At 63.0% G+C, this 21487-nt stretch carries 17 protein-coding genes and 2 pseudogenes; 9 read left to right on the plus strand and 10 right to left on the minus strand.

Annotated elements, in window-relative coordinates:
* Positions 1-57 precede the first annotated feature (57 nt).
* Positions 58-1269, minus strand: a complete 1212-nt coding sequence (locus EL255_RS06325; RefSeq protein ID WP_042652574.1) for an RsmB/NOP family class I SAM-dependent RNA methyltransferase — start codon at positions 1267-1269, stop codon at positions 58-60.
* A gap of 213 nt (positions 1270-1482) precedes the next feature.
* Between EL255_RS06325 and EL255_RS06330 the strand changes: the two genes are divergently transcribed.
* The 4 genes from EL255_RS06330 (at position 1483) to EL255_RS06345 (ending at position 5547) form a co-directional block, all read left to right on the plus strand.
* Complete coding sequence (locus EL255_RS06330; protein ID WP_042652573.1) at positions 1483-3471, plus strand: reprolysin-like metallopeptidase; 1989 nt, start codon at positions 1483-1485, stop codon at positions 3469-3471.
* Positions 3468-3812, plus strand: coding sequence for a hypothetical protein (locus EL255_RS06335; RefSeq protein ID WP_042652572.1), 345 nt, complete (start codon positions 3468-3470; stop codon positions 3810-3812). The genes EL255_RS06330 and EL255_RS06335 overlap by 4 nt, the downstream gene beginning before the upstream one ends.
* A gap of 137 nt (positions 3813-3949) precedes the next feature.
* Positions 3950-4588 carry a pyridoxamine 5'-phosphate oxidase gene (gene pdxH, locus EL255_RS06340; RefSeq protein WP_042652571.1) on the plus strand — a complete coding sequence of 213 codons (639 nt, stop codon included), beginning with the start codon at positions 3950-3952 and terminating at the stop codon, positions 4586-4588.
* A complete protein-coding gene (locus EL255_RS06345) occupies positions 4588-5547 on the plus strand; it encodes a LysR substrate-binding domain-containing protein (RefSeq protein WP_042652570.1) in 960 nt (319 codons plus the stop codon). Before pdxH ends, EL255_RS06345 begins: the two co-directional genes overlap by 1 nt.
* A gap of 361 nt (positions 5548-5908) precedes the next feature.
* On the opposite strand, the gene EL255_RS06350 is transcribed toward EL255_RS06345, so the two are convergent.
* Genes EL255_RS06350 through EL255_RS06360 form a run of 3 tightly spaced genes read right to left on the minus strand, consistent with a single transcriptional unit; the run spans position 5909 to position 8354 of the window.
* A complete protein-coding gene (locus tag EL255_RS06350) occupies positions 5909-7090 on the minus strand; it encodes a M20 metallopeptidase family protein (RefSeq protein ID WP_042652569.1) in 1182 nt (393 codons plus the stop codon).
* The gene (locus tag EL255_RS06355; protein WP_042652568.1) at positions 7090-7539 is read right to left on the minus strand and encodes a hypothetical protein; all 450 of its coding nucleotides are present in this window, start codon (positions 7537-7539) and stop codon (positions 7090-7092) included. The genes EL255_RS06350 and EL255_RS06355 overlap by 1 nt, the downstream gene beginning before the upstream one ends.
* Positions 7536-8354 (minus strand): DUF3100 domain-containing protein, encoded by an 819-nt coding sequence (locus EL255_RS06360; RefSeq protein ID WP_042652567.1) that lies wholly within the window; start codon positions 8352-8354, stop codon positions 7536-7538. Before EL255_RS06360 ends, EL255_RS06355 begins: the two co-directional genes overlap by 4 nt.
* Before the next feature lie 300 nt (positions 8355-8654).
* Here EL255_RS06360 and EL255_RS06365 point away from each other — a divergent pair, with 300 nt between their 5' ends.
* A complete protein-coding gene (locus EL255_RS06365; protein ID WP_042652842.1) occupies positions 8655-9905 on the plus strand; it encodes a GNAT family N-acetyltransferase in 1251 nt (416 codons plus the stop codon).
* Between the two features lie 144 nt (positions 9906-10049).
* On the plus strand, positions 10050-10556 hold the full coding sequence (locus EL255_RS06370; protein ID WP_042652566.1) for a GNAT family N-acetyltransferase: 507 nt from the start codon (positions 10050-10052) through the stop codon (positions 10554-10556).
* Positions 10557-10629: 73 nt separating this feature from the next.
* On the opposite strand, the gene EL255_RS06375 is transcribed toward EL255_RS06370, so the two are convergent.
* Positions 10630-11130 (minus strand): SRPBCC family protein, encoded by a 501-nt coding sequence (locus EL255_RS06375; RefSeq protein ID WP_042652565.1) that lies wholly within the window; start codon positions 11128-11130, stop codon positions 10630-10632.
* A 181-nt stretch (positions 11131-11311) separates the two neighbouring features.
* On the opposite strand from EL255_RS06375, the gene EL255_RS06380 reads away from it, so the two are divergent.
* Complete coding sequence (locus EL255_RS06380; RefSeq protein ID WP_042652564.1) at positions 11312-11743, plus strand: GNAT family N-acetyltransferase; 432 nt, start codon at positions 11312-11314, stop codon at positions 11741-11743.
* Positions 11744-11939: 196 nt separating this feature from the next.
* On the opposite strand, the gene EL255_RS06385 is transcribed toward EL255_RS06380, so the two are convergent.
* The 4 genes and pseudogenes from EL255_RS06385 to EL255_RS06395 form a co-directional block, all read right to left on the minus strand.
* On the minus strand, positions 11940-13430 hold the full coding sequence (locus tag EL255_RS06385) for a DUF1254 domain-containing protein (protein ID WP_042652563.1): 1491 nt from the start codon (positions 13428-13430) through the stop codon (positions 11940-11942).
* 17 nt (positions 13431-13447) lie between these two features.
* Positions 13448-14926, minus strand: coding sequence for a DUF1254 domain-containing protein (locus EL255_RS06390; RefSeq protein WP_084228298.1), 1479 nt, complete (start codon positions 14924-14926; stop codon positions 13448-13450).
* Between the two features lie 40 nt (positions 14927-14966).
* A pseudogene (locus EL255_RS21515) lies at positions 14967-15168 on the minus strand (IS3 family transposase); the annotation flags it as partial.
* A gap of 307 nt (positions 15169-15475) precedes the next feature.
* Positions 15476-17344 carry a potassium transporter Kup gene (locus tag EL255_RS06395; protein WP_042652840.1) on the minus strand — a complete coding sequence of 623 codons (1869 nt, stop codon included), beginning with the start codon at positions 17342-17344 and terminating at the stop codon, positions 15476-15478.
* 525 nt (positions 17345-17869) lie between these two features.
* On the opposite strand from EL255_RS06395, the pseudogene EL255_RS21520 reads away from it, so the two are divergent.
* Positions 17870-17971 (plus strand): annotated as a pseudogene (locus tag EL255_RS21520) (IS6 family transposase); the annotation flags it as partial.
* A gap of 204 nt (positions 17972-18175) precedes the next feature.
* Positions 18176-20449 (plus strand): M9 family metallopeptidase, encoded by a 2274-nt coding sequence (locus EL255_RS06405; protein ID WP_170175995.1) that lies wholly within the window; start codon positions 18176-18178, stop codon positions 20447-20449.
* A 30-nt stretch (positions 20450-20479) separates the two neighbouring features.
* Here the strand turns inward: EL255_RS06405 and EL255_RS06410 are convergent, their stop codons facing one another.
* A complete protein-coding gene (locus EL255_RS06410) occupies positions 20480-21298 on the minus strand; it encodes an AraC family transcriptional regulator (protein WP_084228295.1) in 819 nt (272 codons plus the stop codon).
* Positions 21299-21487 lie beyond the last annotated feature (189 nt).

Here is a 21487-nt window from a genome sequence, read left to right on the forward strand (position 1 = left end):
CAGCATCATGCAAAAGGGGGAGCCAATGGCTCCCCCTTTTTTATTCAGGCCGATGGATCAGCCGATGCGCTCGATGCGCGCCATGTAGAAGCCGTCGAAGCCGGTCTCGGACGGGCTGACGGTGTGATCGTCACGCAGCCGGTAGTTGTCGTTGGCGGCCAGGAACTTGTCCACCTGCTGGCGGTTCTCCTGGGGCAGGATGGAGCAGGTTGCATAGACCAGCAGACCACCGACCTTCACCATCTGGCTGTAGCGCTGCAGGATCTCCTCTTGCAGGGCGACCAACACCGGCAACCGCTCGGCGGTGTCGCGCCACTTGGCATCCGGATTGCGCTTGAGCACGCCGAGGCCGGAGCAGGGCACGTCCAGCAACACCCGATCGGCGGTGCCTTTCAGGCGCTTGACGGTCTTGCTGCTCTCGATGACACGGGTCTCCACGTTGTGGGCACCGGCACGGCGCGCACGCTGCTTGAGGCTCTCCAGCTTCCACTCTTCTATGTCCATGGCCAGCAGGCGGCCCTTGCCGCTCATCAGGGCGGCGATGTGCAGCGTCTTGCCACCGGCACCGGCGCAGGCATCGATGACGCGCATGCCGGGGCTGACCTCGAGGGCGGCGGCGACCAGCTGGGAGCCCGCATCCTGCTGCTCGAACCAGCCATCGGCAAAGGCCTTGGTGCGGAACAGGGCGGCGTCAGTGGTAACCTGCAACGCGGTGGCGACCCCCTCGACCGGAATGGTGGAGACGTGCTCCTTGGCCAGCACGGCCTGCAACTCTTCCCGGGTGCCCTTGAGGGTGTTGACCCTCAGGTAGCGCTTGGGCATCCAGGCCAGGGCGGCCCGCTCGGCAGGCCAGGCCTCGCCCAGCTGCTCGCTGCCCAGCTGCTCCAGCCAGCTCGGGCAACCATCCATCAGCACCGGATTCTTCTTGGCCTCGGTGAGACGACGGCGGAAGGCCTCTTCATTGAAGCGATCCAGGCTGGGATGGTTAGACTGGGTTATCTTGTGGAAGGCGTGCCAGCTGTGCAGCAGCGGCCAGACGTTCTTGGCGGCCTGACGCACCTGAATGCCGGTGAGGAAGCAGTAGAGGCTGAGGCGGCGCAGCAGATCGCCGGTGACCAGGGCAATCCTTGCCTGTTCTTGCGGTTTGAGTTCGATGCCGGAGAAGTGACGGGCATAGGCTCTGTCCAGGGTGAGACCCTGAGCCAATACATCGTCAACGATGGCAACGACCAGATCCCCGGAACGGGGCAACAGTGGGGACTTGAGCATGAGATTAACCTTGGCCAAATAAAGATGAACCGACGCCGGATCGGCTGGGGTTCTGAAACTGACAAATCCGCGCAATGATAGGGGCTAGACCGAGTTGGCGCAACCGTCCCCATACGGGGAATGTACAGCGGATGGTGCTGGACTTATCGCCACAGCAGGAAAATGATGCCGGGGCAGTTCGGGCGAACGCATTCAAAAAAGGAATTAAAAAAGATGCAGGTGATGAAATTTTCCCCGCTGGCCCTGATGGTGGCCGGTCTGATGGCCTCCGGCGGCCTCGCCGCCAAGGAGTGGGACACCGTGCTGGCCCGCGGTGGTGCGGCGGATGGCTATGAGGTGCGTGCAACCCAATACCGCGTCGCCAGGGTTCCCGCCGACTACTTCGCCGGCCTGCAGGTCGGTGAACGCCGGCTGACTCTGCCCCTGCCGGACGGCGATGAGGTGAGCTTCACCTTGCGCCCTTATGATCTGCTGCCGGCGGACTTGGCCGCCAAGTATCCCGGCATCTTGACCTTCAAGGGCCACAACCTGGCCGCGCCGGCGGAGACGGGGCGCTTCGATCTGGGACCCCAGGGCTTCCACGCCATGTTCAGCCACCAGGGCAAGACGGTGTTCGTCGATCCCCTGCGCAACGGTGAAGGCTACGCCATCTATTACCAGCAGGACGCCCACGGCCGGCTGGATGAGGAGGCGGACAGGGTCATCGGCAGCGAGGCCAGGAAGCTGGCCCGTCAGGTGTTGGTGGCGGGCAACGAGCGCAAGCGCTACGTCATCGCCGTCTCGGCCGCGGGGGAGTACACCCAGTATCACGGTGGCACCGTCGAGGGCGGGCTGGCGGCCATCACCACCCTGCTCAACCGGGTGAACGAGGTGTATCAGCGCGACGTCGCCGCCGAGTTCCAGCTCGCCAGCGGCAACGACACCATCATCTTCACCGATCCCGTCACCGATCCCTTCTTCAATGGTGAGGACCCGTCTGGTTCAGGCCTGACCGATACCGACGTCAACATGAAGGTGCAGGCCGACGCGCTGGCCAAAGGGCTGGGCCCCTTCGATATCGGCCACGTGGTCAACACCGGCGGCGGTGGTCTGGCGGGGTTGGGGGTGCTCTGCACGGCGGAGAAATCGGCCGGCATGACGGGCTCGGCCACGCCGGAGGGGGATGCCTTCTTCATCGACTACGTGGCCCACGAGATCGGCCACCAGTTCGGCGCCGATCACACCTTCAACGGCACCAGCGGCAGCTGCGGCGGCGGCAACCGGGAGGCCAGCCAGGCCTGGGAGCCGGGCAGCGGCAGCTCCATCATGGCCTATGCCGGCATCTGCGGGGAAGAGAACCTGCAGGCCAACAGCCTGCCCTATTTCCACAGCAAGTCCATCGAGCAGATGCGGGCACACATGGGGACAGTGGCCAGCTGCGGCACCCGGCTTAGCCTCACCAACAACGCGCCCCAGGTCGCCGCCGGCGCTGACTACGTCATCCCGGCCAACACCCCCTTCGTGCTCAAGGGGGCCGGGGCCGATCTGGATGGCGATCCCCTGACCTACAACTGGGAGCAGATCGATCTGGGCACCGAGTCCTTCAACGCCGCCAGCATGATAGACGACGGCACCCGCCCGCTGTTCCGCTTCGTGGCACCGACCGCGCTGCCGGAGCGCACCCTGCCAAGCTTTGCCTCCCTGCTGACCAACACCCTGGCGAAGGGGGAAACCTGGCCCGCCACCAACCGGGATCTCAACTTCCGGCTCACGGCGCGGGATGGCAAGGGCGGCGTGACCAGCGACGAGATGAAGGTCCAGGTGATCGATACCGGCAGCGCCTTCCGCCTCACCAGCCCGCTGGTGACCCCGCTGGCGGCCGGCCAGAACCAGACCATCGGCTGGGATGTCGCGGGCACCAGAGAGGCCCCCATCAACTGCAGCCGGGTCGACCTCTCCATGACCCGGGACGAGGGGGTGAACTGGACCCTGCTGGCCAGCGGCCAGCCCAACTCGGGCTCGGCGAACGTGGCCATCCCCGCCGGTGAGGACGGCACCGCCCGCCTGAAGGTCGCCTGCAGTGACAACCTCTTCTTCGCCATCAGCCCGCTCAAGCTGTCGGTGACCCAGCGCGCGGCAGAGGGCGGCGGTGGTGGCGGTGGCTCCCTCGGGTTCGGGACCCTGGCATTGGCCCTGCTGGGCTGGGTGCGGAGGCGGGCATGAGGCTAGGTTACGCCCTGTCGCTGGTGCTGCTCGCGGGTTGTCAGGCCGATGCCGGCACCCTGGAGCAGGCGCTCGATGACAGCCTCGCCAGGCAGGATTATCGGCTGATCGTGCGGGCGGGGCGCGGCGAGGTGGCCCCCGGCATACCGCAGGAGGCGCAGCTGGAGGCCAAGGCGCGCTGTGGGGTGCGCTACCTCGAGGGGCTGGGGGATGTCATCAAGCCGGACCAGCAAGAGGCGTATGCCAAACTCAGCGCCTATGCCGCCGAGTACAACCGGCGCATGCTGGCGCACTGCCCGCCGGCCGCGGCGCCCGCGAACCGAGGTGGCAGCCAGCCATGACGCAACCAAGGGAGGCCCAGGCCTCCCTTCGCTTTTTGGGGCTCCCATTTGCGCGCCGCCGGACTTGTACCCATGGCCCGCTCGTCGCACAATGCCTTCATAGCCGCCTTGGCGGGAAAGAGAGAAGGAAAATCAAGATGATGGATGTTGCCGATCTGCGCCGCGAATACACAAGGGGCGGATTGCACCGGGCCGATCTGCCGGCCCTGCCGCTGGAGTTGTTCGAGAAGTGGCTGGCTCAGGCGTGCGAGGCCAAGCTGACCGACCCGACCGCCATGGTGGTGGCGACCGTGGATGCCGAGGGGCAACCCTGGCAGCGCACCGTGCTGCTCAAGCACTACGATGCCCAGGGCATGGTGTTCTACACCAACATGGGCAGCCGCAAGGCGGCGCAGCTGGAAGGCAACCCCCGCATCAGCCTGCACTTCCCCTGGCACACCCTGGACCGCCAGGTGCACGTCACCGGCCGGGTGGAGAAGCTCGGCACCCTAGAGGTGATGAAGTATTTCCACAGCCGTCCCAAGGACAGCCAGATAGCGGCCTGGGTCTCGCAGCAGTCATCACGGATCTCCGCCCGCGGCGTGCTGGAGGCGAAGTTTCTCGAGTTGAAGCAGAAGTTTGCCAAGGGTGAGGTGCCGCTGCCGAGCTTCTGGGGCGGCTACCGGGTGGTCATCGATACGGTGGAATTCTGGCAGGGTGGTGCGCACCGGCTGCACGATCGCTTCTACTACAGCCGGGAAGGCGCTGGCTGGCATATAGAGCGGCTGGCGCCCTGATGAACATAGCCCGGCTCAAGAACTTCACCGAGATAGTGAAGAACAACTTCAACATCTCGGCGACGGCGGAGAAGCTCTACACCTCCCAGCCGACCCTCAGCAAGCAGATGAAGATGCTGGAAGACGAGCTGGGGCTGGCGCTCTTCACCCGCAAGGGCAAGAACCTGATAGGCCTGACCCGGATGGGGGAGCAGGTGATGGAGCTGGCCAAGGGGGTGGTGGCCCAGGTCGATCAGATAGGCCAGCTGTCGGTGCGGGAGCAGCTGGCCACCAGCGGCGTGCTGCGCATCGCCACCACCCACACCATGGCGCGTTACAAGCTGCCGGCGGTGATCACCGAGTTCTCCCGCCGCTACCCCGAGGTCAGCATCCATCTGCATCAGGGAGCCCCGGCCCAGCTGGCGCAGATGGTGCAGAACGGGGACGTGGAGATGGCCATTGCCACCGAGTCCATGCACCTGTTCGACGAGCTGGCCACCGTGCCCTGCTATCGCTGGGGCCGCAGCGTGGTGGTGCCGCACGGTCACCCGCTTATCGAGTGCCAGCCGCTCGCCATGGCGGACTTGGCTCGCTATCCCCTCATCACCTATGTGTTCGGCTTCACCGGCAACTCCAAGATGGACAAGGCGTTCGGTCGTCATGGCCTCAGCCCCCGCATCGTGCTGACGGCCACCGACACCGACATCATCAAGCACTATGTGCGGCTCGGCATGGGGGTGGGGGTGATCGCCACCTCGGCTTTCGACGAAGCGGACAGGGAGAGCCTGGTCAGCCTCAACATCGATCACCTGATCGCCTCCAGCACGGCCCACATCTGCCTGCGCAGACATGCCCACCTGCGCGACTACATGTACGACTTCATCCACCTCTACGCCCCCCACGTGAGCCGCGAGACGGTGCAGCTGTCGCTCATCAATCAGCCGCCGGCGGGCAACATGGCGACCCTGCCCTGGTTGTGACAGCCGGGGTTGACCCATAAAAAAAGAGAGGCCATTGGCCTCTCTTTTTGCATCAGTCGGGTGACTCAGGCCAGCTGGGTTACCAGATGACTCAGGCTACCTTGGTGGCCAGATTGACAAAAATCTGGGCCCCGATCAGCAGGCAATCATCGTCCAGGTAGTAGGGGGATTGGCATGCAGGTAGTTGCAGATCCCCCTGGCCTGGCCAGACGCGTGCTGTCGATGGTCAGGCGTTTCGGGTCGCCAGATTGATAAAGATCTGGGCCCCGATCAGCAGGCAGTCATCGTCCAGGTAGTAGGGGGATTGGCATGCAGGTAGTTGCAGATCCCCCTGGCCTGGCCAGACACGTGCTGTCGATGGTCAGGTGTTTCGGGTCGCCAGATTGACAAAGATCTGGGCCCCGATCAGCAGGCAGTCATCGTCCAGGTAGTAAGGATTGGCGTGCAGATAGTTGCAGATCCCCTTGGCCTGGCAGCCGCTGCCGAGGAAGAACATGGCCCCCTTGCGATCCGGCGTGGCGTTGATCATGTAGCTGAAGTCCTCGCTGCCGGTCATGGGCTGGCCCTGACCGTTGATGCCCTCGGCGGGCAGCACGCTGGCGGCGGCCTGTTGCAGGCGCTGGCAGGCCAGGGCATGGTTCTCGACCGCCGGATAGCCGGCATAGACCATGCTGGTCTTGAAGCCGCGCAGCTCGCTCTGGGCGACGATGTCCTTGAAGCTGTTTTTCAGGATCTGGTCGGTCTCCGCATCCATGGCGCGGATGGTGCCACGGGCCTGCACGTGATCGGCGACCGCATTGGGGATGGTGCCGCCGTTGATCATGCCGCAGCCAAACACCGCCGGGCTGAACGGGCTGGTGCGCTTGGCGACTATGTAGTCCATGTCTTCTATGATGCGCACCGCCTCGCGGATGGCGTCCAGCCCCTTGTGGGGGGTCGAGCCGTGGGCGGAGATGCCGTGCACCTCCAGGGTCCAGGCCGAGCCCCAGGAGGACATGACCCCCTGGTTGAACTTGATGGTACCAGTCTCCATGGCACCATCGTTGTGCAGCGCGTAGATCTCGTCCACCCCCTTCATGCAGCCGAGCTCCACCATCTTCTCGGCGCCTGGCACCCGCATGTCCTCCTCGGCCATCTGGAAGATGATGCGCACGTTGTATTGCAGCCGCTCCCTGTGCTGGGCCAGGAATTTCGCCGTGGTCAGCGCGATCGCCATATGGGAGTCGTGGCCGCAGTTGTGGGCCATCCCCTCGTGAGTGGACTTGAACGCCACCTCACTCATGTCGTGCATCTCCAGGCCGTCCATGTCGGCGCGAAAGGCGATGGTGGGCAGGCTGGGGTCGACGGCGAGATCGCCGTGGAAACCGGTGAAGCCTGGGTAGTCGGTGATCCGGTAGCCGAGTTCGCTCATCAGCTCGCGGCAGTAGGCCGAGGTCTTGAACTCGGCGCCCGAGTACTCCGGGATACGGTGCAGGTGGTGGCGCACTTCGCGGCTGAAGTCACGCAGGGCAAGCAGCTCAGGTTCGATGTGGTAGTGGTGCATCAGATGATCCCTTGAATGGAGAAGCCGAGTTGGGCAACCAGCGAGGCGCCGAAGAAACAGCAGGTGGAGACGATCATGAAGATGAGGATCACCTTCCACGACATCTTCTTGAGCTCTTCGAGCTGACCGCCCACGGAGAGGCCGGCGAAGGCCAAGAGCGGCACGCAGCAGGAGAGGAAGGAGATCTTCGCCACCGCGTCGATGAACAGGCCGCGCACCGGGGTTTCCGGCAGGCAGATGAGAATGCCGATGATGGTGGCATAGGCAAAGGCCGGCAGGGAGGAGGGCAGGTAGCGCTTGGCCACCAGGGAGACGAACACCACCAGCGCCATGGCGACGAAGCTGTCACCCATCTCGTACAGGGGCAGGCCAGTGGTCAGGGTCTGGGTAAACATGGCCAGCAGGATCGCCAGGAAGACGAAGCGCATATCCATCACGATGCTTTTCATTGGGCTTCTCCTTTGGAGGACATGGCGAAGATCTTCTCGGCAAGCGGCAGCCCCAGATAGGTGAGGGAGAGGGCGCCGAGGGCGGAGGAGAGCAGGTTGGAGGCGGCGGCTATGCTCAGCACCTGTTGGGCCATCGCCTCGTCGAGGCCGTTGATGAGGGCGCCGGAGGCGGCACTCAGCATGGAGCCGGAGCCGACCCCGGAGCCGGCGGCCAGGGCCAGCGGGTGCAGACCGGTGAGCGGGGCTATGCTGCCGAGCACGCTGAACCAGAGGGTGCCGATGATGGAGCCGCACAGGTAGATGGCGAGCACGCCTATGTACTCCTGGGAGCCGGTGCCGAACTTGCCCTGGATCACCGCGACCGATGGCTCACGGCTGATGGAGGAGCAGGCCCCGATGGCGCGGCGCCCGAAGCCGAACTTCACCGCCAGCGGGATGGCGATGAGGATGGGCAGCAGGTTGCCGATCTCCTGCAGGAAGAGGGGCACCCCGACGCTCAGGATCAGCTTGAGGTTGGGAATGATCATGCCGGCATACTGGGTGCCGAGGATCAGCAGGCTGAAGCCCACCATCTTGCCGCAGAAGCCCTCTTCCCTGGCGGTGAAGAGCTTCCTCCAGCCGGGGATGCGATCCTTGATGGGCTTGGCCGAGATGATCATGCCGATGATGACGGCGAACAGCATGGGCAGAATAGGAATGATGGCGATGCCGATCTTGATCTCTTGTTTCCCTATCAGGTATTGGGCCACGAAGATCAGCAGGGCGGTGGCCAGGGTACTGACCACCACCGTTTTGAGGGGACTGGTTTGCTGCATAGTGTTGTCTCTTGTTATGCGTTGGCTGTCATGACCGGCGCTGGCGGGTGCATGATGGGGGCATGATAGGAAGGGAGGGGGGTCATTAATGTGACGTTCATCAAGCCGGACATATGGCATTTTTTCATGGGGTATGCCGTTTAACCCTGATAAACACATGGATTAACAGTGAATGATCAGTGAGTTGCATCGCATGAGCGAAAAGGGGGCCTGGGCTGGGCATGGCTGCCGGAGATGGGCATACTGCTGGGTTCGGATCAGGCCGGTGCGCCGGGTCGCTCGAGAGAGGATGGGGGCAGGATGGAGTTGTTGATCGAGGGGGAGCTCTGGCAACCCCACTGGCGGGCGCCATTGCAGGAGTGGCAGCGACGGGGAAACCGCTGGCAGCTGCTGCTCGGCAAGCGGGCCGAGCGCCAGCCCTGGAGCCTGGCCGCGCCCTGGGCGGACAGCCCGCCCGATGGCATCCTCACGGCCAGTGCCTTGCTCGCGAGCTGGCTGGAGGGGGACGGGGCGGCCGTCTATGCCGACCCGAGTCGCCAGATCCTGATCAGCGCCTCCTCCGTCCTGCTGACCCTGGCCAAGGAGAGCGGCCTGCTCACCCTGGGGCCCAGCGGCGCGGATCTGCGACTGAGCGCGGATGACGAGCTGGCCGATGTGCTGCAGCGGCTGCTCGCGCGGCGGCTGTGCATCCCAGTGCTGCGCGAGTCAGGGTCGGCCCCTGGCCTGGCGCTGCGGCCACTGCGGGCCGAGGATGAGGCCGACATAGTACGCTACTGCTCGGATGCGGCGCTCGCCCGTTACACCCTCAATATCCCTCATCCCTATCCTGCGGAGAGTGCCCGCGACTGGCTCGCCCTGAGTGACCGCAAGGGGGCGCTCGGCATGGGCTGGACCTGGGCCCTGACGCTGGATCCAGCGGATGAGCCGGCCCCACTGCTCGGGGTGATCTCCCTGCACTGGAACGGTGAGCTGGCCTGGTGGGTGGGCGTGCCCTGGCAAAACCGCGGGCTGGCCACCCGGGCGGCGCGGCTGGTCAGGGACTTTGCCTTCGAGCAGCGGCACCTGCCGGCCCTGACCGCCCGCCACATGCCGGACAACCTGGCCTCGGGCCGGGTGATGGCCAAGCTCGGCATGCACTATTGCGGGCTACGGCCGGGGACTGATCGCTACCCCGGCGAGCTGAGTCACTGGCGGCTGGATCGCGCCCCCCGGTTGCCCGACGACATCCGGGCGAGATTGGCGCCCTGGCTTGCGGACAGGCGCGTGGTTGTGGCCATACTGCACGGTGCCTGGGCCAGGGGGGAAGCGGGCGGCGCGCTGGAGCTGGCCCTCTTCACGAATGACCCGCGCGCGGGCGACGAGCCTCTGTGGCAGGATGGCATTGAGCTGGTGGCCCGCCGTCACCCTCTCTCCTGGCTGGAGGGGGACCAGCTGGCGCCAGGCTCCCATCTGGGTGGGGTGCTGCTCAAGGATCGGGGGGAGCTGGGGCTCGCCTATCTGCATCGGCTGATCCGCGCGCAGATCGGTGGGAACGGGAGCCTCCCCATATGATGCGGGAGCGGCGGTTTTGCACCGTTCGGCCCCCTCGCCAATCGTTTTCCTGAGTCCGTCCTCCCATTTTCAGACAAAGCCATTCAAAGTGGCCGCCGCTTCTGTGAAATAATGGGCGTCCTGCCGTACGAGGAGTAACGCTGTATGCTGAGAACCGAGCGCCCCGGTGATATGTTGCCGGTCTATGAGCTGGTGAGCGCCGCCTTTGGCCGTAGCGACGAGGCCGAACTGGTCAATCGCCTGCGCGAGTGTGGCGCGGCCGTGGTGACCATGGTCGAAGAGGAAGAGTATGAGTTCATGGGGCACCTGATGTTGAGCCCGATCACCATTAACGGTCAGGAAGGTCCCTGGCTCGGGCTGGCGCCGGTTGCCGTGCACCCGGACTGGCAGGGACAGGGCATAGGTTCGGATCTGGTGCGAGAGGGGCTCGATACGGCGCTCGAGATGGACTGGAAGGCGGTGGTGGTGCTCGGCGATCCGACCTATTACGGCCGTTTCGGTTTCCGGCCGGCCAGCGACTTCGGCCTGCGCTGCATCTACGAGGTGCCCGCCGACTGCTTCATGGCGATGGAGCTGCAGCCAGGCGGCCTCGCCGGCATGGAGGGCGAGGTGCTCTATCACCCCCTGTTCGATGAGGAGCCGGTGGAGTAGCCTGTGTATTCGACCTGAAAAAGGACCCGCAGAGGGTCCTTTTTCATATTGATGGAGGGAGCCTGACGCCGGTTCACTGGGCCAGGGATTTCAGCTGCTGCTTGTTGGGCGGGCAGTTCCAGTCGATAGGGCCGTGGGTGAAGCGGTATTGCAGCCTGGGCAGGTTGATCTCCAGCCACTCCTCCCTGAAATAGTCATAGCCCAGATCCCAGTCCGGATCATTGGCCCAGCCGGTCTGCAAAAAATGGAGCCGGGTGCCCTGACCCTCCGGCACGAAGCGCAGGCTGACCAGGGTCTTCTGTTGGCGGATATGGGGAAACTGGGAAGGAAAATTCCAGCTGAAGCTGAGCAGATCATGGGGCATCACCGCCATTACCCGGCAGCCTTCGCTGCCACGCTCGCCCAGGGGCGCATCCGGTCTGAAATAGATCTCGAACGGGCCATTCGGTTCCGGGACCATCAGGCATTCCGGGGCCAGGAAACTGCGCAGGCCACTCTCGGTCGTCCAGGCCCGCCAGACGTCGTCGATGTGAGCCGGCACCAGGATGCTGCCTTCAATCTGCTTGTTATCCATAAGTCGGTAAACCTCAAATCAGTCATGGATGGAACTCAGGCAGTATAGCCCCTCAGGCGATAAAATAGGCAGCCCTGCATCACACCATCTATCTTCGACTGGGTCCACTTCCGCCATTTGACATGGCGACGAGATCCATCGAGAGTGGGCATCAGTGTTCAAGGAAATTAAGGAAGCCTTCATGATCAGAATGATGCGAGACACGGATGCCCCCCTGCTGGCACAGCTGTTCCTCAAGGGGCGGCGCCAGGCCTTTCACTGGGTCGAGCCCTCCCTGTTCCTGCTGAGTGACTTTGCCGAGCAGACCCGGGGTGAGCAGATCTGGGTGGCCGAGCAAGGGGGGGCCCCCTGCGGCTTCATCTCCATCTGGGGCGAAGAGAGCTTCGTGCATCACCTCTACGTGGTGGCCGACTGGCACGGGCAGGGCCTGGGGCGCGCCTTGCTGGCGCAGGGGTTGGCCGGGCATGCCAAGCCGGCGTCCCTCAAAGTGGCCAGCCGCAACACCACGGCGCTGGCGTTTTATCACCGCCTCGGCTGGCAGAATACGGACGAGACGGGCGACTGCGACATCACCGGGCCCTGGCGCCGGCTGGTGTTGTCAGCCGACGATTAGTCGCCACAGCGTCTGCCACGGGTTCGCAGAAAAAAGGCCACTTCGCACGAAGTGGCCTTTTTCATTTATTTACCTTCGATCTGACGGTTTCCACAGCCTGGACTCAAGGCTAGCGGCGCGAGGTGGCATCATGCCAACCATCACCCGGTGGCGAGGTGAACGCACCCGCGCCCACCTCGCTCCGGGGTCTCCCGCCTTACTGCTTCTGCAAGTCGCTGGGTTTCCACGCCTTGTCGAAGAAGGCCTTGGTCGGGCCGTACAGCCGCAGGATCACGAAGAAGCCTTTACCGGGCAGGGTGCGGATCCAGTTCTTGCCCTCACCCGGCGAGTTCGGGCCGAAATACACATCGGTCGAGCCGTCGGCATTGACCTGTGGCTTGTCCATGGCATTCAGGGAGGGGAATGGCTGGCCGTTGTCCAGGCCCGAGGCCGTGATCGAGTCATACGCGGTCACCGACCAGAACAGCGCCGCCGGAATGTCCTTGGGCAGATTGACTCTGTAGCTGTTGCTGCCCGAGAGGAACTCGCCCTTGTCATCGACGAAGGTGGCCGGGTACTTGGCCCCGACATTCTCCATGTTCGCCGCCATGCCGGGACTGGCCGAGTAGGCATTGGTGAAGAAGCCGGTGCGCGGATCTATGTAGTTGAAGGTGTCGGCGGTGAAGGTGGCGTTACCGGGGAACACGTTCAGCCACTTGCGATCCGGGTACCAGGTGCCATTGGTCTCGATGGTTTGCGGGGTGTAGGAAATGGCGTGGCCGATCTTGCTGGCGGTTTTCGCCGCCTTGTCCAGCAGGTCGCGGGTGGCCGTATCCGGTTGGAACGGCTTGCCCTTGACGATGCCGAGCGCGGCGAGCATGCCGCGCATCTCCATGTCCTGCGGGTCGACGTATTCGTGGTCGATGAAGCGCGACAGCATGTCGAACGCGCGGCCATCGGTGGGGTAGAGCATGTTGACCGGGACGTTAGAGGCGTTCGGGAACACCATCGCCTTGGCCGTGGCGGCCTTGCCGAGGGGGTAGATGCGAGTCTGCTCCATGACCTTGACCGGCCCCTCGAGCTGCTTCGGATCCTTGAAGAAGCCGCGCCAGAACACAAACACGCCGTAGGTGCGGGAACGGTACGTCAGGTAGCCTGAGGGCACCTCGCCCTCGTAGTCTGGCGGCAGCACCAGATACTGGGCGCCCTTGCCTCCGTCCGGCCCGGGCAAGCCGACATCGCCGCACCATTGGCGACCCTCAATCATGCCTTCCGAGCAGATCGGGCGCTGGAAGAAGTCATCGAGGATGCCCTGCAATCCAGGCGGCACCTCGATCACCATGGGGCCCTCCTTCTTCAGATCCAGATAGCCCATGGCATAGATCACGTCGGAGTTCGGGGTGGTCACCAGCGTCTTGGCGTTGAGCCTGTCCTTCCAGATAGGCAACACGTTGTAGCCGGCGCCGAACGCGTTCTCCGAGCCTTCCTTCATGGCGTACATGTTCAGTGCCGGCAGGGCCCAGATGTAAGACTGCACGGCGCGCTGGAACAGCAATTCGTGCTTGAGCTGAGCCACGCCTTCCTGGGTGGGATAACCCCCGGCGAACGGCAGGTTGGCCAGCTGTTCATAGCGGGTGGCGGCCTGGGCGGCGACGCTGGCCGAGATGCCAAGGGCCAGCGCGATGAGTGTCTTCCCTACGGTGTTCATGGTTGAGGTCCTTTTCATCAGTTGGCTTTCACCACGGGTGGCGGGGTCCATTGACCGTCGAGCGCCTCGGCCTGGGGCCAGTAGGCACGAATGTAGAGCGAGAAGTCGGCGCCCTTGGGGGCAGGCAACCAGTTGCTCTCCTTGTCCTTGCCCGGCGATGTGCTCTGCACATAGATCGTCAGCGAGCCGTCGGCATTGGCTTTCAGGGATTTGTTCTTGGTGCCGATGGAGTAGCGCTTGAGATCATTGGGCGCGAAGAAATGCTGTGCGTTGTAGAGCGTCAGCGACCAGAAGCCTTGCACCGGGGGCAGCTTGCCCTTGGCGAAGGTCACGCTGTAACCGTGCTGGCCATTGAGACGGGTGCCCGCCTTGTCCAGATCCTGGTAGAAGTACTTGGTCTCTTTCTGCTGGTTGACGAAGATGTTCGAACGCGCCACTGCGGTACGGCTGAAATAATCGGTGCCGAACGCCGCGCCGTTGCTGATGGTGCTCCAGTGATGGGGTAGCTGCAGGCCATAGTTGCGGAACTGCAGCAGGGGGTCTATCACCTCGCTGTCGGCTCTCTTCGCCTCATCGATCATCGCCGCCTTGAGCCTGGGGTCGGCCTTGGCGATGGTTGCCAGGGCGGCCATCTGTGCGTAACGGGCCTCCTCCCCGGGCAAGGGCTTGGCGTCCTTGAGCAGGGCCGGCAGCTCGTCGAAGAACTTCTCCGGCATCACCCACTTGGTTTCGCCGTTGCCTGCGGCGGCCTGGGCCGGGAATTTCGGCAGCTTGGCCCAGTCACGGCTCTTGACCTTGCCGTCGTACTTGGACAGCGGGTACATGTCGATGCCGGCCAGCGCCGGTTGTATGGCCTTGCGATCGGCGTCGGAGTCGTCCTGGAACACCCGGGGGATCACGAAACCTGTGTTGGTGCGCGCGCGGAACACCTTGGTGATGCCGGCCGGCACCTTGCCTTGCCAGTCCGGGCCCACCAGCAGGTAGAAGCCCGGTTTGGTGTCATACATCTTGCCGAGTTCGGCGAAGCTGTCGGAGCGCAGGTCCACCACTTGATACACCCAGAAGCGGCTGCCGAAATCCGGCACTTGCAGCACCACAGGCTCGAGGTCCAGGGCGATGCTGCCGGCGCCGTACACCACATCCTGGTTCGGGCAGGCCACCAGCCGTTCGGCCGGATCTATGTAGTCACTGAGCAGGGATAGCTGATTGATCGGGGCCACTGGGACTATACCGCCCATCAAGCCAGGCTCGGGCAGGTCTTTGAAGGCCTGGCGCCGATTGAAGATATTGGCCATTGGCCAGCCCCAGAAGTACGCCTCGTGGGCCATCATCCGCACGTAGGCCTCGGTCACCTTGGTATCAGCCACGGGCCCGGTCACAGGCCCGGCGGTGGCGGCTTCGGCGGCGTAGCCAGGCGTGGCCCACAAGGCCGTGGTCGTGAGCGTGGTGACCAGGGTCAGAGCAAAGAGGGACTGGCGATGGGGCAATCGATTCATAAAGCATCCTTTCTTGACGGTGGTCACCGATGCAGGGTGGCTACCCTGTTGCCACGGACGGCTGTAATAAAATTGTTAACAATTGAGCCTGACTTGCAACTCTACGACGCATTCCTGGGTTGTGAAAGCATTCAATGTAATCAAACAGGTCTGTATCAGCCTCATCGAGTGTACGCCCTGTACAGCGAGCCGTACGCTCCCGCTTGAGTATCCACAAAGCCTTGGCCGGCCGCGTGGTCACCAGAGGGTCAGCGCCACCCGACTCTCTAACCCATCCTCAGGATCGAGTCTGCTCAGCGGCGTCATGTTATCGGGAGTGAACCCAAACGGGTGTTACAGAACCCAGTGAGAGGGGTCCGAGTGTGGCCGACCAAGTCTTGGTTTTTCTTGATGGTTAGAGTGATCTGAATGACTGCCGTGGTTCTCAAAATCTCAATCTCAACCGCACCGGCTAATAGCCATGCGGCCAATGGCGCCATGTAATGTGCAGCTGGTACGGGGTATGAGGTCATGCCCCTCTTGCATGGGCGAATGCTGCTGAACACGCATCTACAGCTCAAGCTGCATGCCAAGTTCCACCACCCTGTTGGCTGGGATCTGGAAGAAATCGGTTGCCCGGGAGGAGTTGCGATTCATCCAGATAAACAGCCCTTCACGCCAGCGCACCATACCCGGTAAATCGGTGCTGATGAAGTACTCGTAGGAGAGAAAGAAGGAGGTGTTGTTGAGTTTCACTATCAGTTTATGCTCGGCGCAAGCCTGGAATATTTCCGCCATTGACGGGGTCTCCTGGTAACCAAAGTTGGCCACCACCTGCCAGAACCCTGCTCCTATCTGGGTCAACTCCAGTCGTTCCTCCATGGGCAACCAGGGCTCATCCTTTACCCTTACGGTCAGGAAGATCACCCGTTCATGCAACACCTTGTTGTGTTTTAGGTTATGCAAAATGGCATGGGGGGCAACCTTGATCGACTTGGAAAGAAATACCGCAGTACCCGGCACCCGCAGGGGAGGGTGAAGCTGCATATCATCGACGAAAGGCTGCAGTGCCAGCGACTTGTTCTCGAGCTTGTCGAGCACCAGTTCGCGCCCACGCTTCCAGGTGGTCATCACCACTATGGTCAGCAAGGCAAACAACACGGGCAACCAGCCACCAGAGAAGAATTTAGTGGTGTTGGCTGCGAAAAAGGCCAGATCCAGCAGCAGTAGCGGCGTGCCCACCAAACCGATGAGCCAGAGGGGTTGTTTCCAGCGATGGAGCGCCACAACCATCAGCAACAGCGTGGTGATGACCATGGTGCCGGTCACGGCGATGCCATAAGCGGCAGCCAGATTGCTTGAACTCTTGAACCAGAAGATCACCAGCACTATCCCCCCCAACAGCAGCCAGTTGACCAAGGGTAGATAGATCTGGCCCTTCTCGTGCGCAGAGGTGTAGCGGATCTCCTGGCGTGGCAGAAATCCGAGCAAGATAGCCTGCCGTACCACGGAATAGAGACCGGAGATGACCGCCTGAGAGGCAATAACGGTCGCCATGGTGGCCAGTACAATCAGTGGCAAGGTCATCCAGGAAGGGGCCAGCAGATAGAAAGGGTTCTCAATGGCCTCGGGATGACGCAGCAATAACGCACCCTGACCGAAATAGTTGAGCAACAGGGCCGGCATCACCAGGCTACCCCACGCCAGCTGGATCGCCCCGCGCCCAAAGTGCCCCATGTCGGCATAAAGCGCCTCGGCGCCCGTCACGCACAACACGACCGCACCCAGCACAACAAAGGCTGTCCCCGGATTCGTCAGCAGGAAGTCAACCGCATAGAGCGGGTTGATGGCCCTCAGGATGGCGGGGGTCTGCGCTATTTCGAGCAGGCCGAGCAGCGCCAGGGTAGCGAACCAGATCAGCATGATGGGGCCAAACCAACGGCCAATCCCGGCCGTTCCATAATGCTGGACACCAAACAGCACGATCAGCACCACCAGCACGATAGGGAAGACAAAGGGAGCCAGGTTCGGGGCCACTATCTGTAACCCCTCCACGGCGGAGAGCACGGAAATAGCCGGGGTGATCACCGCATCCCCGACGAACAACCCCACCCCGGCCAGTCCCAACAACATCACCACCGCACGGGTGCGTGAAGAGAGGCGACGAGCGGCGAGGGAGGCCAGCGTCAGTATGCCTCCCTCGCCCTTGTTGTCGGCCCGCAGTACCAGCAGCACGTATTTGAGCGAAACGACAATCATGATGGTCCAGAAGAAGAGAGACACTATCGAGTAGATCTCCTCTTTGCCTGGCTGCAACCCCATATGCCCGGCAAAACTCTGCTTCAAGGCGTAGAGCGGACTGGTGCCTATGTCACCGTAAACCACGCCCAACGCGGCCAACGTCGTGGCCATTCGGCCGTGCCGTGTTCCATTGCTCATCATGAAATTCCATTTCAATTCACCATGTTAACGATAGCATGGTGAGGCAGATCGAAAGTGAAATGACGAGAGGAGGCAAGTGCATCATCAAGGGAACAGAGGCCACCGTTGCCATCGGGCCAACTCGCGAAGTTGAGTGCAGCGTGTGTGGCCAACACGAAAGTTCGATGGGGTGAATGGGCTTTGGAATGGGGAGGAGTGACAGCTATTGGTGCGACCAGCAACTTCGGCCTAGGGAGCACCATCCACGCTGGGAGTTGTCTACGAGTCGCTCCTCAAACCGTGGCCGAGATATCATGGCCTCGCGGACAGTGTCGGGGGAACTACGACACTGGCCGGCGTAGGTAATGAGCCACCTGATGAACACCATCGATGACCAGGGAATGGCGCCGCAACCACTTATGAAATCGAGGTTTAACCCCCTGTTTGATGTCTATCAAACTCGGTGGTTCTTGATCCGCCACATTTGATAAATGTGGCCTGAGCTCTGTTTGTCGCTTTACCTAGAAAGGTTAATCCCCCCCTTTTCGCCCTCATCGCCACACACTCTCGGCCGTTTCATACCGCCACGCCAGAGCTGATGCTTTCAGCCTGTGGGGGAATTATGCGAGTGACCTCGTTGCTTGATTTTCCATTCCTCTCCATCACTCGACCTGGGCTAAACAACCTGACAATGCCGCATTTTTGGCAAATAGCGCCGTCAAGGCGCAGGGATATGCCAATACGCTCGGGGGGACTCTCTGCGACATTAGATGTCCCGGACCGGCGCAGGGAGGCGCCAGCGGCGTGACTACACCGGCACGGGCATCTACCCCAACCATGGAGAGTCCTATGCTTGCACTAAAACCCCTGGCGTGTCTGTTGTTGGCTGGCTGGGCCACCGCCCTGGCCGCCGCCGAGGCCCCCGTCTCCCTGCCCTCGCCCGCCATGGTGCCGGCAGATCTGGCCGGCGCCGAGCACGGCCAGTCCATCACTACCCTGCCAGCGCCGCGGCTGCACCGCCTGCTGCCGCCGCCCGCCGCCCTAGAGCTGGCGCAAGATCCCCACGTCCGGCGCGATCGAGAGCCCGACTGGCGCGCCCAGGCCCAGACCCAGGTCCAGGCCCAGAGCCTGATGGCCGAGGGGGGCGATTGTCGCGATCCGGCCGGCTTCCTCGACAAATCCGGTGCGGCGCTGGCCGACTACCTGGAGGGTCTGCCCGAGGTGTCGTGTACCTATGGCCTCTTCTCTCTGACGGCGGACGACGGCGTCCGCATCTATGACACAGCCAACCTGCTGGCGGTGGCCGGACGGTTGCAGGCGCGCGCCGCCGACTATCAGGGCAGCGGCCGTGGCCTCGCCAATCTGGTGCTCTATCTGCGCGCCGGCTATTACAACGCCATCGCCCGCGATCTCTACCCGGAGCCACCGCTCACGGTGCGCGACGCGATCCGGGTCGGCCTCGATCGACTGCTGGACAACCCGGCCCTGTTCATCCCCAATCCGGACGCGGGCAGCACGATCGGGGAGAGCTTCACCCTGATGACCAATCTCCATGATGAGGCCTATTACCTGCCGCGTCTCAAACCCCTCATCGCCCGTGTCACCAATCGAGACGGACAGCCGGATGCCGCCGATGCCCTCAAGCACTGGGAGGTGGGGTCGGGTTACACCGGCCTGCTGACCGTCCTGTTCATGTCCCACTACCGCGCTGAGGGGCGCGCCCTGGCCGAGCGAGACGGCAGCTACGCCGAGGCCCTGTTCGCCTTCGTGCAGGGCAACCAGGCCGCCCTGCTCGGCACCAGCTACGCCTACCAGCTCACCGACAGCCTGAACGAGGCCCTGCGCTACATGCAGTATCCGGCCCACTTCGCCGCATCGCGGGCCAGGATCGAGCAGATCCTGGCAAAGAGCAGTCTGGATGGTCCCGGCGCCGATCTCTGGTTAGCGGCCGCCAGTGCCGTGAAATACTATGACAATGCCCATTGCGCCGAGTACGGCACCTGTGACTTCGAGCAGCGGCTGGCCGACGTCGTGCTGCCGATCCGCCACGAGTGCGGGTCGACACTGCGCATCCGAGCCCAGGATATGACAGAGCAGCAACTGACCGAGAGCTGCACAGCCTTGGCCAACGAGGAGCAATACTTCCACCGCATGCTGAAGACCCAGAACCGGCCACTGCCGGGCGACGTCAACGACGCGCTGGAGGTGGTGGTGTTCGACGACTACGCCAACTACAGCCGCTACGCTGGCCTCATCTACGGCATCGCCACCGACAACGGCGGCATGTATCTGGAAGGTGATCCCGACCAACCCGGCAACCAGGCACGTTTCATCTCCCACGAGGCCTCCTGGCTGCGCCCCCTGTTCTCGGTGTGGAATCTGGAGCACGAGTATGTGCACTATCTGGATGGCCGTTTCAACATGGCCGGCGACTTCGCCCGTGCCATCAGCCAGCCCACCGTCTGGTGGATAGAAGGTCTGGCCGAGTATCTGTCCCTTGGCAACGACAACGCCAAGGCGATCGAGGCGGCCCAGGCCGGCACCTATCCCCTGTCGACCATCTTCGGCAACACCTATGACATGAACGACTATGGGACCCGCGCCTACCGCTGGGGCTATATGGCGGTGCGCTACATGTTCGAACACCACAGGGACAGGGTGGACGATACCGTGACCAGATTTCGCGCCGACGACTATGACGGCTACTGGTCGACCATGCAGGATCTGACCTATGACGACGACTTCGCCGCCTGGGTGCAGACGGCCACCACGGCCGGCCAGCCGCCCGAGCCGGACTGCGGCTATCCCGACGATCAGCTCATCGACGCGACCTGTGCCCGCACCGGTATCGCTGCGGACGACATCCGCTACTTCTACGTCTTCGTGCCCCAGGGGACGACACTGCTGACGGTGCAGACCCGAGGTGGCAGTGGCGATGCCAACCTCTATGTCATGCACCGGGGCTGGCCGAACCGGGACAGCTACGATCAGGGCTCGGCCAATGGCGGCAACGACGAGACAGTCACCATCCAGGCACCCGAGGGCGGCGCCTACTACCACATAGCGGTGGACGCCGGTGCACCCTACCGGGATCTGAGCCTCAGTGTGGGGTTGGCTCAATAGGTGGGTACGACGCGCCGCACCGGCGGCGCGTCAATTCCCCCGGCGCAGCAACTGCCGGTACTGGCGTGGAGACAGGCCTGTCAGGGCACGAAACTGCCGCGACAGGGCGCTCTGATCGCAAAAGCCGCACCGCAATGCGATGTCAGCGATGGCTATATCGCTGCCCTTTAGCCAGTTGATCGCGATGTCGATGCGAGTCTTGGTGATGAACTGGCCGGCGGAGAGCTGGAAGATTCGCTTCATGCGCCGCTCAAACTGGGCGACTGATACTCCGGCCCGTCGTGCCAGCGATTCAATGCGCAAGGGGGCGGGATAATGGGTCAGGATGTGATCGACCGCCTCGACGAAGCGAGCGTCGATGAATCCGGCCCGGCTCGGCTCGTGCAGATCGCGTGACATGCATACCAGGCCTATGATGGCGCCACCGGCGTCGCGCAGCGGCTCCTTGTTGGTCAGGCACCAGCCGGGGCTGCGGTCGTTAAACAGGGTCAGATCGAGATTGTCCACTACGGGCTCACCGGTGTCGAACAGACGCAGGTCCTGGGCCTGGTAGCGCACGGCCATGTGGGGCGGGAAGATCTCGTGGGCCGTCTTGCCGATGGCGTCATGCCGGCTCGCCAGGCCACAGCGCTCAGTACAGGACTCGCTGATGCTCACATAGCGGCCAGCCCTGTCCTTGATGGAGAAGACAATGTCCGGGGCCCGATCGAACAGGGTCTCGAGGCACCGTGCGTCGGGCAGCGCCCGAAAAAACTGCTGCCGCCAGGTATCCAGATCGGCGCGCAGATGCCCCGGGCTGGGTTTTTTGGGGGGCAGCCGTGCCGCGAGGGCGCAGGGAGTCTCTCTCATCGTCCATATCCTTGTTTGTGTGTCCATACGAATCTCTCTAGCCAGTGTAGCAACCTCCGGTATGGGCTGCCCCGCCCTGTGCCATATCCGGATTGCACACTCAGTTGCCACCGTCGTCCGGCATTGTCAGGTTGTTTAGAGCCGCTAACAAAACCGAGTTGATTCGAATGATGCCAACCCCAACATAGG

Origin of the sequence: Aeromonas encheleia (genome assembly GCF_900637545.1) — a bacterium.
Classification (GTDB): Bacteria; Pseudomonadota; Gammaproteobacteria; order Enterobacterales; family Aeromonadaceae; genus Aeromonas; species Aeromonas encheleia.